This is a genomic window from Alteromonas halophila (genome assembly GCF_014651815.1).
GTDB classification, from domain to species: domain Bacteria; phylum Pseudomonadota; class Gammaproteobacteria; order Enterobacterales; family Alteromonadaceae; genus Alteromonas; species Alteromonas halophila.
This window is the reverse complement of record NZ_BMXP01000003.1, coordinates 435,693-448,738: the sequence shown is the minus strand read 5'-3', so window position 1 is coordinate 448,738 and position 13,046 is coordinate 435,693. Positions and strand designations below refer to the sequence as shown.

At 54.6% G+C, this 13,046-nt stretch carries 11 protein-coding genes; 9 read left to right on the top strand and 2 right to left on the bottom strand.

Features of this window, described 5'->3' with window-relative positions:
* Positions 1-133: 133 nt before the first annotated feature.
* Positions 134-916, bottom strand: a complete 783-nt coding sequence (locus tag IE054_RS09160) for an SDR family oxidoreductase (RefSeq protein ID WP_189405573.1) — start codon at positions 914-916, stop codon at positions 134-136.
* A gap of 125 nt (positions 917-1,041) precedes the next feature.
* Between IE054_RS09160 and IE054_RS09155 the strand changes: the two genes are divergently transcribed.
* The 8 genes from IE054_RS09155 (at position 1,042) to IE054_RS09120 (ending at position 9,962) form a co-directional block, all read left to right on the top strand.
* Complete coding sequence (locus IE054_RS09155; protein WP_189405571.1) at positions 1,042-1,863, top strand: SDR family oxidoreductase; 822 nt, start codon at positions 1,042-1,044, stop codon at positions 1,861-1,863.
* A 14-nt stretch (positions 1,864-1,877) separates the two neighbouring features.
* A complete protein-coding gene (locus IE054_RS09150; RefSeq protein ID WP_189405569.1) occupies positions 1,878-2,099 on the top strand; it encodes a hypothetical protein in 222 nt (73 codons plus the stop codon).
* 84 nt (positions 2,100-2,183) lie between these two features.
* Complete coding sequence (gene azu, locus IE054_RS09145; protein WP_189405567.1) at positions 2,184-2,633, top strand: azurin; 450 nt, start codon at positions 2,184-2,186, stop codon at positions 2,631-2,633.
* Positions 2,634-2,780: 147 nt separating this feature from the next.
* Positions 2,781-3,140: a hypothetical protein gene (locus IE054_RS09140; protein WP_189405565.1), complete on the top strand. Its 360-nt coding sequence runs from the start codon at positions 2,781-2,783 to the stop codon at positions 3,138-3,140.
* Between the two features lie 68 nt (positions 3,141-3,208).
* The gene (locus IE054_RS09135) at positions 3,209-4,504 is read left to right on the top strand and encodes a TolC family protein (RefSeq protein WP_189405563.1); all 1,296 of its coding nucleotides are present in this window, start codon (positions 3,209-3,211) and stop codon (positions 4,502-4,504) included.
* Position 4,505: 1 nt separating this feature from the next.
* Positions 4,506-6,050 (top strand): efflux RND transporter periplasmic adaptor subunit, encoded by a 1,545-nt coding sequence (locus IE054_RS09130; protein WP_189405561.1) that lies wholly within the window; start codon positions 4,506-4,508, stop codon positions 6,048-6,050.
* Positions 6,043-9,153 (top strand): efflux RND transporter permease subunit, encoded by a 3,111-nt coding sequence (locus IE054_RS09125; RefSeq protein ID WP_189405559.1) that lies wholly within the window; start codon positions 6,043-6,045, stop codon positions 9,151-9,153. The genes IE054_RS09130 and IE054_RS09125 overlap by 8 nt, the downstream gene beginning before the upstream one ends.
* A 242-nt stretch (positions 9,154-9,395) precedes the next feature.
* Positions 9,396-9,962, top strand: coding sequence for a manganese efflux pump MntP (locus tag IE054_RS09120; protein ID WP_189405557.1), 567 nt, complete (start codon positions 9,396-9,398; stop codon positions 9,960-9,962).
* Positions 9,963-9,992: 30 nt separating this feature from the next.
* On the opposite strand, the gene IE054_RS09115 is transcribed toward IE054_RS09120, so the two are convergent.
* Positions 9,993-12,098, bottom strand: a complete 2,106-nt coding sequence (locus tag IE054_RS09115) for a TonB-dependent receptor (protein ID WP_189405555.1) — start codon at positions 12,096-12,098, stop codon at positions 9,993-9,995.
* Between the two features lie 204 nt (positions 12,099-12,302).
* Between IE054_RS09115 and IE054_RS09110 the strand changes: the two genes are divergently transcribed.
* Positions 12,303-13,034 carry a substrate-binding periplasmic protein gene (locus IE054_RS09110; protein ID WP_189405552.1) on the top strand — a complete coding sequence of 244 codons (732 nt, stop codon included), beginning with the start codon at positions 12,303-12,305 and terminating at the stop codon, positions 13,032-13,034.
* Positions 13,035-13,046: the final 12 nt, after the last annotated feature.

The window sequence follows — 13,046 nt, the reverse complement described above, 5'->3', positions numbered from 1 at the left end:
GCAGTACGAAAGAATTAACTGACGACCGTCAGGTTGACCATGTGACGTAGGCTGGGCAGGGTGCAAAAAAAGACACGCCGTATCCTGAAGGCCCGTTACCGCTGAGAAAGCCTCTTTTTGGGTTATTCAGGTGCTAGTCCGGCCGGGCTGCACTGCCTGCCAGGATCCCGCCATCAATATTCAGCTCAATGCCAGTGACATAGGCAGACTCATCGGATGCCAGATATAAAGCCGCATAGGCGACGTCGTCGGGGCTACCCATGTGTCCCAGCGGGATATCGGCCGCAACTGCCTCAATGGCCTGTTCACGCGCCTGACCTTCACCTAGCATTGCATCCCACATTGGAGTGAGAATGGCGCCGGGGTGAACCGAATTGCAACGCACCGGGTAGCCTTTTTCCGCGCAGTACAGCGCTACGCTCTTGCTGTGATTACGGACTGCGGCTTTGCTGGAAGCATAGGCCGCCGCACCCGGGATACCCACAAGACCAGAGCGTGAAGAGATGTTCACAATGCTGGCCGCCCGACTTTGCTTGAGCAGCGGCAGTGCGTATTTACAGCCAAGCGCAACACCATCCAGATTCACTGCATGTACACGGTGCCAGCTGTCCATATCCAGATGTTCGGGGTCGAAGGGACCACTGCATTGTGCAAAGCCGGTAATGCCAGCATTATTAACCAGTATGTCCAGCTCGCTGAGTGAGCCGGTTACCGCGCTCCACTCCGACTCTGACGACACATCCAGGTGTCGATACTGGGCCTTACTTCCCAGTGCAGCGGCAGCAGCCTGACCGGCTTCATCATCAATGTCGGTAAGCAACACCTGCGCTCCAGCCTCAGTGAATCGTTGCGCCGTGGCCAGACCAATACCGCGTGCGGCGCCGGTGATTAGTGCGGTTTTGTTTTTTAATCGCATAACGTCCCCGTTGTTGCAGTCGCTGCGAGTGCAGAAAAACCAGTATAGTACGCTTTTTTATGGCAATGTTGAGTCGTGAAATGTTTATAGATGTTGCCAGGCCAGACTTATAACGGGACTGTGAAATGAAAGAGAAGATCACTGTGCTGGTGGGCGCAGGCGCGATAGGCGTGGCATGCGCCAGACGGGTCAGTGCCAGCCGTCATATTCTGCTTGCAGATGTCAGTGCAGACAACGCTGCCGCGCAGGCTGAAGCGCTCAGAGACACCGGCTATCAGGTGACTGACACCACAGTGGACGTGCGTTCACGTGATTCTGTCGGAGAGCTGGCTGCGAAGGCGGCGTCGATGGGAAATATCGAGCGTCTGATTTGCGCGGCGGGCGTATCGCCAAGCAACGCAAGCGCCGACTTGGTATTTCGTGTGGATCTGCTGGGCACTGCGCTGGTGCTCGACTGCTTTGCTGCTGTGATGGCGCGAGGCGGCAATGGCCTGGTAATTTCTTCTCAGGCCGGGCACCGGTTAGCGCCATTGTCTGCTGAACAGGAAAGACAGCTGGCACTGACGCCGGCGGATGCCTTGTTGTCGCTGCCACTGTTGCAGGGTATCGATGATGCCATGTATGCCTACCAGTTAGCCAAGCGAGGCTGTGCGCTGCGTGTACGGGCTGAGTCGGTAAAGTGGGCGCGCCGCGGTGCCAGGCTCAATGCTTTAAGCCCGGGAATTACGATGTCACCGCTTGCCCGCAGGGAGCTTGAGGGTCAGGGTGGTGATGGCTATCGAACAATGATTGCGAGTTCTGCGGCGCGACGCCTGGGTACCGCAGAGGAAGTGGCAGCGGTGGCAGAGTTTATGATGGGAGAGTCGGGCGCCTACATCTGTGGCAGTGATTTTTTAATAGACGGTGGTGTGAGTGCCGCTTACTTCTATGATGATGAAAACAGTTAACACGGATGCTCCCTATGCAAAACCATGCACTGTTTACGCTGTTGCTGCTGGTCAGCTCGTTGGTTACTGCATGCAGTGATTCCTTCTCCGACTCGCAACGCGCCGGTAAAAACAGCCCGGCTGTGCTGGTCACAGTAACCGCTGGCAGTCACTGGCTACGCAGGATCCATGGACGCGACGACTGGATGCTGTACAACATGCCCAGACGAATTCAGAACATTAAAAATACGACATAGCAGCAGCCGGCGGTGATCTTTAGCGGTGAATTTTTCTTAAATAACTGGGACGAAAGTTAGTTTATTTATGTTTAGGAGTTCGTTATGAAGCTGAAACATCTGCTAGCCGGTGTCGTACTGATGGGCGCATCAGGTACCGCTATGGCCAATGAGTGTGAAACCACTATTGAAGCCAACGACGCAATGCAATTTAACACCAGTGAGATGACCATTCCGTCCTCATGTGATGAGTTTACGGTCACACTGAAACATACCGGTAAGCTGCCCAAAGCGGCGATGGGCCATAACTGGGTCATGTCGACCAAAGGAGATATGCAGGGTGTTGTTAATGACGGTGTGAGCGCCGGCCTGGACAACAACTACATTAAACCTAATGACGACCGTGTGATTGCCTACACCGATGTGATTGGTGGTGGTAAGCAAACCTCGGTAAGCTTAGATGTGTCAGGCCTGTCGGCCGACGAGTCCTACATGTTTTTCTGCTCGTTCCCAGGTCACTCATCGGTGATGAAAGGAACGGTAATGGTGAAATAGCACCAGCCCCTTCGATTGCGCCCGCCATGCTGCGGGCGCTTCTTTTTCTGCCTGCCGGCACCTGTCACCAGGTGTATCAGCGCACTGCTTCTTGCAAACATGTGGTTAAGCGATATCATTAACAGGTTAATACTGGTCATTAATCATATGGTTACTATGCAACTGGCGCGCACATTTTTACTGGTAATTCTGACATTCTCGCTGTCACTGCAGGTGATTGCGGCCGGGAATGATACCGTGTGTCATCACGAGCATATGAACCAGGCCGTGATGGCCGACATGCAAAGTGACTGTCATGAGAACGATATGGCTGTTCAGCCGCCGTGTTGTGAAAATGACTGTCAGTGCGACAGCCACCTTCTGCACAGCAGCGCCTTTATTGCTGATGACAGCGAACTGGCTGTTCGCTTAAACCTGTGCCTGCGCGTTTTTATGCCGTACCTGCGCAGGTACGGTTACCTCATTTCCCCCATTACCGTCCTCCGCGGCACGCCTAAGCCCTGCTGAATAACTCATCCGTTGCATTGTCTTGTTTTGGCAGTGCGTAAGATTTCTGGCGTTCCGGAGTCACCATTATGTCGTGTTTACGTGGGGCAACTGCTGCCCTGATATTTTTCGCAGGGGCGGCGTTCGCCCAGCCTGGCAGTACTGAATTACCCCTTAACCAGGCTATCAGTCTTGCTATTGAACGTGATCCCTGGTTTTTGGCCAGTGAGCAGGCACAACAGGCACAGTCACTGCGTGAGAACGCAGTGGCCTCCCGTCCCTCGCCGTCGCTCTCTGTAACGATAGCCAACCTGCCTGTTGACAGTTTTTCACTTCAACAGGAGCCAATGACGCAGCTGCGTGTTGGTGTTTCGCAGGCCTTGCCCCGCGGCGAGTCTGTTGCGCTTAATCGCCAGCAACAGCGGTTAATGGCAAATCGTCACCCGGTCGAACGCCAACAGCGCATCGCCCGTGTGGCGCTGACCGTTACCCGGCATTACATCGCTTATGCCCAGGCCAGACAGCATGGCGTGCTAATCAATGCCAATATCGACCTGTTCGAACAACTGCGTGAGAGCACCGCGTCGGCCTACCAGTCCGGGGTGGGCAGCGTGCGTCAGCAGGATGTACTGGATGCCAGACTGGCGCTGGTGAAGTTAAAGGAGCAGCGCGCTTCGGTTTTGCAGCGCGAGGAGCAGGCACTGGCATCACTGGCAGCCTTGACGGCAATGCCGTCGGCGACGCTGACGCTGCCACCCACACTACCGGCTGTTCCATTGTCAGTGGAACTGACCGAATCACCGCTTCCTGACGCCTGGCTGTCTGCACGACTAACGCAGCATCCGTCAGTGGTGGTACTGGCGGTGGATCATGCCGTTGCTGACAAGTCCGTGGCACTGGCCAGACAGCAGCATGCGCCACAATGGGCCTTAAACGGCAGTTATGGCTATCGTGCGGATAACCACGACGGGGCCTCGCGCGCCGATTTTTTCTCGGTTGGCGTGTCCCTGGATCTGCCGCTGTTTAACGAGGCGGCCAACGACAGCGCGGTCAGGGCAGCATTCGCAGAATCAGAGTCCATTGAGACCCGGCGCCGTGCACGTATTCGCGATCTGATGATACGCGTGCGCAGTGAACGCGCGGTACTGCGTCGCCTTTATGAACGTAAGACCATGTATGAAAGTGAGATTTTGCCGCAAAGCCGTGATTATGCTGAGGCCACACTGGATGCGTATACCGCCGCGCAAGGTGATGTCGAGACCGTACTGGATGCACGCAGGGCACACCTCGAGGCTGAGATTGCGCTGCTGAGTATCACGTCGGACATCGCCCAGACGCGCGCCACACTGGCGTACCTGACTACACAAGCCACGTCGGAGAAGTAAAATGCGCTTTGTTATTTTGATTGTTATTGCATTAATGGCCGGTGGTGTTGCGGGCTACCTGATGGCGCCAGCGGGTGATGCTGGCAGCGTCGCAGAAGACAAAAATGAACCCCTTTACTGGGTGGCGCCGATGGATCCTGATTATCGGCGTGACGGCCCGGGCAAATCGCCCATGGGCATGGATCTGGTACCGGTGTATGAGGAAGGCGGTGCGTCGAAAAGCAGCGCGGGTACCGTTACCATTTCACCACAAGTACAGCAGAACCTGGGCGTGCGTACCGCGCCGGTGAGTCGCGGCACGCTTAGTCCCGTAGTCGATGCCGTGGGTTATGTGGATTACAACGAAGATACGCTGGTTCATCTGCATCCAAGAGTATCCGGCTGGATCCAGAAACTGTTCGTCAGTGTGGAGGGTGAGCGCATAGACGCCGGCCAGCCGTTATATACCTTGTATGCGCCGGAACTGGTCAATGCCCAGAAAGAACTGCTGGCGGCGTCAAACCGAGGTGACAAGACGTTAATTGCAGGTGCCCGTGCCCGGCTTGAAGCGCTGGGAATGCCGGATGATGCACGCGATGCCCTGCTAAGGGACAAGCAGGTACGTCAGGCTGTTACCTTCCGTGCGCCACAATCGGGCATTGTAGCCGCACTGCCGGTACGCGATGGCTTTTATGTCGAGCCCAACCAGAATGTCATGAGTATTGCTGATATCAGCGAAGTATGGGTGGATACCGACGTGTTTGAAACCGATATCCCGCGTATCGAAGAGGGGCAGTCAGTAAGTATGACCGTACCGGCACTGGCCGGGCGGACCTGGCAGGGGCAACTGGATTACGTGTATCCGACACTAAATACACAGACCCGCACGCAACAGGTGCGTCTGCGTATTAAAAACACAGAAGGGCACCTTAAACCCGGTATGTATGCGAGTGTCCGCATCGATGTGGGCAGCGATGAACAGGTACTGAAAGTGCCGAAGTCGGCGGTGATCCGCCTGCCCGACAGCAACCGTGTGGTGCTGGCAAAAGGAAACGGGCGCTTTAAAAGCGTGAATGTGACGCTCGGTAAGAGTGATACTCGTCACTTTGCCGTGACGGAGGGGTTACAGGCCGGTGATGAAGTTGTGGTATCCGCGCAATTCTTGCTGGATTCAGAGTCCAGTAAAGACAGCGATTTTATGCGTATGCAGACGCACAGAGAGGGTATGTCGGGCGCAGAGGGCATGGCGCATGGCGATCACGACATGACAATGACCCATGATAAACGCAGTGAAGATTCAGATACTACCAATACGGCGACGGTGAATGGCGAGCTAAAAGCGATTGACCGCCAGTCCCGGACTCTCACCATCCATCGCGACGCCATTGAAAAATGGCAGCGGCCTGCCGCCACCATGACCTTTGATGTTGCCGAAGACATCGATCTGTCCGAACTTGAACCCGGCCAGCACCTGCGCTTTACCTTCCGGGTTGGGGATGGCTTTGTGATCACCGAGCTTAACCAGCACACCATGAATGACGCAGCAGTGGAGCATCAGCATGATTGAAGCTGTTATTGCCTGGTCGCTGCGTCAGCGCTTCTTAGTGGTGATGGCGACACTGGTGCTGATTGCCGCCGGAGTCTATTCACTGAAGCAAACCCCGGTGGATGCCATACCGGATCTGTCCGATGTGCAGGTGATTGTGAAAACCAGTTACCCCGGTCAGGCTCCGCAGGTAGTGCAGGATCAGGTGACCTACCCGCTGACCACCGCACTGCTGTCAGTGCCCGGCGCACAAACCGTTCGTGGGTTCTCCTACTTTGGCGATTCCTATGTGTATGTCATTTTCGATGATGACACCGACATGTACTGGGCGCGTAGTCGGGTACTGGAGTACTTAAATCAGGTCTCGGGCAGCTTACCGGACAGTGTCCGCCCACAACTGGGCCCGGATGCAACCGGGGTGGGCTGGGTGTACATGTATGCGCTGGTCGATAAAAGCGGGCAGCATGATCTGAGTGAGCTGCGCAGTCTGCAGGACTGGTTTTTACAGTATGAACTTAAAGCGCTGGAAGGGGTGTCAGAAGTCGCCTCGGTAGGCGGCATGGTACGCCAGTACCAGGTTGAGGCTGATCCGGATAAACTGCGCGCCTACAACATTCCGCTGCAACACGTCAGTCAGGCACTCAAGCGCAATAACCGCGAAAGCGGGGCGTCGGTGATCGAGATGGCCGAAGCCGAATACATGGTTACCGCGTCAGGTTACATTGAGGGTATCGACGATATTCGCGCGATAAGCCTTGGCACCACCGACAAGGGCGTCGCCGTGACCATTGGCGATATTGCAAGAGTTCAGATTGGCCCGGCACCCCGGCGCGGTGTGGCCGAATTAAACGGCGAGGGCGAGGTAACCGGCGGCATTGTGGTGATGCGTTACGGCGAGAATGCCAAGGCCACCATTGATCGGGTCAAAGCCAAACTGGAGGAACTCAAAGCAGGGCTGCCGGACGGAGTCGAACTGGTCACTGTCTATGACCGTTCCGGGCTGATTCAGGATGCCATTGATAATTTAAGTGACAAGCTGCTCGAAGAAATCATCATTGTGGCGTTGGTGTGCATGGTGTTTCTGTTTCATGTGCGCTCCGCTCTGGTGGCGATCATCAGCCTGCCGGTAGGGATACTGGGTGCGTTTCTGATCATGTATATGCAGGGGATCAATGCCAACATCATGTCGCTGGGCGGCATTGCCATTGCTATTGGCGCCATGGTGGACGGCGCCATTGTGATGGTGGAAAACCTGCATAAGCACATGGAGCGCACCCCCATTACGCGGGAAAACCGCTGGCAGGTGGTCGGGCAGGCCGCCGCAGAAGTCGGACCGGCGCTGTTTTTCTCGCTACTGATTATTACGGTGTCGTTTTTGCCGGTGTTTACGCTGGAAGCGCAGGAAGGGCGGTTATTCTCGCCGCTGGCCTTTACCAAGACCTATGCCATGGCCGTGTCGGCTGGCCTTGCCATTACGCTGGTGCCGGTACTGATGGGGTACCTGGTGCGCGGCAAAATACGCAGCGAACAGCAGAATCCGCTTAACCGGGTACTGGTCGGCGCCTTCAGACCCGTGTTGTCGTGTTGTCTGTCCTATCCAAAAACAACGCTGCTGGCGGCGCTGTTACTGACAGTGGCGGGGATTTATCCCTACTCAAAGCTTGGCAGTGAGTTTATGCCACCCATGGATGAAGGGGATTTGATGTATATGCCCACCACCTTCCCCGGCGTGTCCATTGGCAAGGCACGTGAATTGTTACAGCAAACCGACAAGCTTATCCGCACTTTGCCGGAGGTGAAAACCGTGTTCGGTAAAGTCGGACGGGCTGATACCGCGACCGATCCGGCGCCGCTGACTATGATTGAAACCTTCATCCAGCTTAAGCCGCGCAGTGCATGGCGACCGGGTATGACGGTGGATAAGCTGAAAGCCGAACTGGACGAGGTGGTGTCATTTCCCGGGCTGACCAACGCCTGGGTAATGCCCATTAAAACCCGCATCGATATGCTGGCCACCGGCATTAAAACGCCGGTGGGCATCAAAATCGCCGGCCCCGATCTCAAGGTGATTGATAAACTGGGCAGCAATATCGAGCGCATTCTCGGCGAGCTACCGGGCACAGCCTCGGTGTACGCGGAGCGAGTGGCTGGCGGGCGTTATCTGGATATTGATGTAGATCGCGCCCGCGCCGCGCGCTACGGCATGGCCATTGATGATATTCACACGGTGGTGTCTTCGGCGGTGGGCGGCATGAATGTGACCCAGACTATCGAGGGGCTTGAGCGCTATCCGGTGAACGTCCGTTACCCGCAACAGTACCGCGATTCACCGGAGGCACTACGTAAGTTACCGCTTATCACGCCTGACGGCGCGCAGATCACCTTAGGCGATGTAGCCAGTATCCGTGTGACAGGCGGACCTGCGGGGATCAAAAGCGAAAATGCCCGGCTCAATGGCTGGGTACTGGTCGATATCAATGATAGCGATATCGGCGAGTACGTAGACAATGCCAGACAAGCGGTGCGTGATGGTCTTGAGCTGCCGCCAAGCTATTCGGTGACCTGGGCCGGGCAGTATGAGTACATGCAGCGTGCGAGCGAGCGGCTGTCGCTAGTGGTGCCGCTGACTTTGACCATTATTGTCATTCTGCTTTACCTGAATTTTCGCAGGGTGTCCGATGTGCTGATTATTTTAGGCACCTTACCCTTCGCCATTACCGGCGGGCTGTGGTTACTGTATGCCATGAACATGAATCTGTCGGTTGCCGTGGGCGTGGGCTTTATTGCGCTGGCCGGGGTGGCCGTCGAGATTGGTGTGATCATGCTGGTCTATCTGCAACATGCGGTACGCGATGCCGCGGCGCAGGCAGATGGCGCGCCGGACCTGCGCAATCTAAAAGACACCATCGTCGACGGCGCGGCACGGCGGGTGCGCCCGATCCTGATGACTGCTGTGTCGATCATCGCCGGGCTGTTGCCGGTGCTGTTCAGCACCGGTAAAGGCGCGGAGGTGATGAGTCGTATTGCTGCGCCCATGGTCGGTGGCATGGTCAGTGCCATGCTACTGACCCTGATTGTGCTGCCGGTGGTGTATTACCTGTGGCAGCAACAGCGACTGAAATAGTATCCGGTATGCCCGGCTGACCGGGCATACGCTACTTTGCTGGGGCCGATGCTATTTTCAGGCGTGTTCGCTTTAACACTTGCCGAATTTCAGATGCTAAACCTTGCCTTACAACATATGGCTAAATAGTTGCGCAAAAAGGGGGAAATGTTATCGCAGGTTGATGCAGAAAAGTACGACGGGCTGTATTAATCGGTCTGTTATCCGTACACTCTGCATTTTTTGAAACGACAACGGCGATTATGACAATAACGGCACTTATTCTGCTGGCATTTGCGATGTCGACTGACGCCTTTGCGGCGTCGTTGACGCGGGGCACCGGGCTGACCGCGCCACGCTTACCTAAAGCGTTAAAAATGGGGCTCATATTTGGCTGCATCGAAGGGCTGACCCCGCTGATTGGCTGGGGACTTGGCCGCGCTGCGTCCGGCTTTATTCAGGCCTGGGATCACTGGGTGGCCTTTGCGTTACTGGTAGGCATTGGCCTGCACAGTATTGTGGCATCCTACGCAGACGATGACGGCGATGAAACGCAAGTCACCACTCAGCCACTTTTCGCCACGGTGCTGGTGGCCATTGGTACCAGCCTGGATGCAATGGCAGTGGGTGTCAGTCTGGCGTTTCTGGATGTGAATATTGTGCTGGCAGCGCTGCTTATCGGCCTGGCTACTTTCTCTATGGTGACAATAGGTGCACTGCTAAGTCGAACGATAGGGACGCTACTAGGGCACCGGGCAGAATTTATCGGCGGACTGGTGTTGATCAGCGTGGGGTGCTGGATCCTCTACAGCCATTTACAGGCGGGGTAATGGCCCGCAGTTATTGCGGGCCAGCCAAGGTTAGAACTGGTAACTGACCCCCAGACGCGCATTCAGCGGCGCGCCGGTGGCAATGTTATTGGCATTGTGCGCGGATGGGAAATACTCCTCATCCAGCACATTTTCAATATTCAGCTGAACCTGCAACTTGTCGCTGTGACGGTAGTAGACCGCGGCATCAATACGCATAAAGTCCGGCAGTTCTACCTCATTATTTAACGTCGCGTATTGCTCTGACTGATAAATCATACCCAGGCCGATCTGCCAGTTTGGCGACACGCTGACCTGGTTCCATACCGACAACATATGCTCAGGAAGCTGCGCCAGATCGCGGTTGGCCGATGCGCCATCCACAAACCGGCCCATTTCTTCACCGTCCAGGTGACTGTAGCCAGCGTTAATTTCCCATGTATCGCTGAGCTGCCCGACCAGTTGTACTTCAAGGCCTTTGGTTTCGGTACCGGTAAGAATACTGCGCTCAGGATCGTTAGGATCCTGAGTGCTGCCGTTTTCCCGTTCAATTTCGAACACCGCAGCATTAACACTCAGCGCGTCGTGAATATTCCATTTTACGCCCAGTTCACGGTTCTCAAATTCTTCAGCATCCAGGGCGGCTGAGGACAGTGACAGCGTCAGGAACTGATCGCCCGAACGTGGCAAAAAGGACTTACTCATGCTGGCGTATAGCGACAGCGCCTCGATGGGTTTGTAAATCAGACCAACGCGCGGTGAAATTTCGGTATCGGAGCTCGACAGCAAGCCATCGTTACCATCGGCGCTGCCGTTCGCCATTTCTATATGATCGTTAACGTCGATATCAAAATTGTCATAGCGCAGACCGGCCACCACAATCCAGTGCTCACCAATACCGATTTCGTCCTGCACAAAGGCTGAAGTAAAGGTGACATCGGATGCACGGTTACGAGATGGATCCGTCAAAGAATATGCTGGCACCTGCAATGGATTGGTAAACGCAATCTCCTGCTGGTCATCATTGGTTGCCGCAAAGTTAACATCGCGACGGGCATTATCGGTATCCTGGCTGCCATATTCGGCGCCCATCAGCATGGTATGGGAGAAAGCGCCGGTGTCGAACTGACCGACCAGGTTTACCTGGGCAATGGTGTTTTCGCGTGTGGTGGTGTCCTGATAGCCATCCAGCGTGACACGCTCGCTGCCGCCGGTGTAGGCCGCCGGATACAGATTCTGATAAAGCTTGTCATAGTCCGCGTATTGCAGTGTGGCGTTGCTGGTCCAGTTTGCGTTCAGACGATGCTCGACCCGAAGCCGTGCAATATGGGCTTCAAGGGTGGTGTTGTTAAAGTCAGGATCACCAAAGTAGGTATCCTGATTGTCTGGCAAAGGTTTGCTGCCCAGCGAGGGAACGCCACGGTCTACCAGGCGGTCATCATTCACATACTCGTACGAGGCGCGCAATATGGTGTCATCGGACACATGGTAAGTGTACGTTGGATTGACTGCATAACGCTCGCCGTCTTTAAAGTCCCGGTGATTATCGATGTTATCCAGCACCGCGTTTACGCGCAGCGCCTGATCATCATCAATCACATGGTTCGCGTCCACGCTGACCGACGCTGCTGAAAACGTATCAATCCCGGCCTGCATCTGCGTAAAGCTGTTGTCGGTTTGTGCGACTTTTGTCACACGGTTTACCACACCGCCGCCACCGCCGCGTCCGAACAACAGCGCATTGGCACCGCGTAAGACTTCCACCCGCTCAAGGTTGTAGAGTGGACGGAAGTACTGAACATCATCGCGGATCCCATCAACAAAAAAGTCTGCAGTGGTGTTTTGTCCGCGGATCGTGATCTGGTCACGATGATCTTCACCCAAGCCAATGCTGATACCAGGCGTGTATTGCATGACATCAGACATGTCGAACATGGCCTGTTCGCTGATCTGCTCTTCGCTGATGACCGAAACCGACTGGGGCACATCAATCAACAGGGTAGGCGTTTTGACAGAGTCAGCAACCTGCTGACCAAAAAAAGCGCCGCGTACGGTGATACGTTCAAGGTCGGCAGAATCCGGTACCTGATTTTGAGCGGCTGCATGCGTGCTGAGTGCAAGAAGCAGTGAGGCTGAGAGAGTGCTTTTCTTAAACATCGGGTCCCTAACTTTCTTTAATACAAATGAGAAGAATTTTGATTTGCATGTATACTATAGTTTTTTAAGTGAATGTTAAAGGAGTCTTTATTCAAATAATTAAGATGTCGTGAAAATTCCCCCTGGTCAGACGTCAACCGTTGTCAGCGCTTACACTTCGCGCCATACTGACAAGCGGAAATAAAAGCAAAAGGAAACGCTAGGTTGATACGCCGGGTTTTAAGTTGTCTGTTACTGATAACCCTGACATTACCGCTAAATGCCAGGGTACAGGTAATATGGGGTACGGATGTCTGGGAAGGTTACACCGAGCCGGATGGCACAGGCTTTTATCAGGAGCTGATTGCGCTGATCTTTCCATCGCAGGAGTTCGACGTAGAAATTGAATATCTTGCCTGGAAGCGAGTATCGTGGAACCTCAGGCATCAGCATATTGATATGACCGGCGCACTGCATGAAACCGACGACTATTACCTCTCGGCCACCCCGGTTTTGAGTGAACGCATCCTAGCACTTACCCGGAACAATACGCCTTTAGATATGCGTTCAAGCGCGTTGCTGAAGAACCTGGTAGGCGCATACCGTAGCGGTTATGAAGACGATATCTTTCATGAAATCGTGCCAGAAAAGGTGACGGGCGTGCCGGTAGATTCGCCGGAGCTTGCTATTAGCTTACTGACAAACAATAAAATTGATTATTACGTCGAGCTGGAGTCGATGCTGGCCAGTAAGGAAGACACGGTTTCATCGGCGGGCCTGAGTGAGCGACATGTGGGTACCTTTCATTTGTACTGGGCATTTACTAAAACGCCAAAAGGAAAATACATCAAAACCCATTTTGATCGCGCACTGGAAACATTACGTCAAAATGGAAAACTGGCCAGCCTGTACAAAAAATATGACCTGATGATGCCCGCTGCAATGTCGGCAAGGTAACTCTCGCATTCA

Coding starts and splice junctions, on each gene's coding strand:
- IE054_RS09130 (WP_189405561.1), top strand. CDS start 4,506: ATGCGCTTTGTTATTTTGATTGTTATTGCATTAATGGCCGGTGGTGTT.
- IE054_RS09150 (WP_189405569.1), top strand. CDS start 1,878: ATGCAAAACCATGCACTGTTTACGCTGTTGCTGCTGGTCAGCTCGTTG.
- IE054_RS09135 (WP_189405563.1), top strand. CDS start 3,209: ATGTCGTGTTTACGTGGGGCAACTGCTGCCCTGATATTTTTCGCAGGG.
- IE054_RS09115 (WP_189405555.1), bottom strand. CDS start 12,098: ATGTTTAAGAAAAGCACTCTCTCAGCCTCACTGCTTCTTGCACTCAGC.
- IE054_RS09155 (WP_189405571.1), top strand. CDS start 1,042: ATGAAAGAGAAGATCACTGTGCTGGTGGGCGCAGGCGCGATAGGCGTG.
- IE054_RS09160 (WP_189405573.1), bottom strand. CDS start 916: ATGCGATTAAAAAACAAAACCGCACTAATCACCGGCGCCGCACGCGGT.
- azu (WP_189405567.1), top strand. CDS start 2,184: ATGAAGCTGAAACATCTGCTAGCCGGTGTCGTACTGATGGGCGCATCA.
- IE054_RS09120 (WP_189405557.1), top strand. CDS start 9,396: ATGACAATAACGGCACTTATTCTGCTGGCATTTGCGATGTCGACTGAC.
- IE054_RS09140 (WP_189405565.1), top strand. CDS start 2,781: ATGGTTACTATGCAACTGGCGCGCACATTTTTACTGGTAATTCTGACA.
- IE054_RS09125 (WP_189405559.1), top strand. CDS start 6,043: ATGATTGAAGCTGTTATTGCCTGGTCGCTGCGTCAGCGCTTCTTAGTG.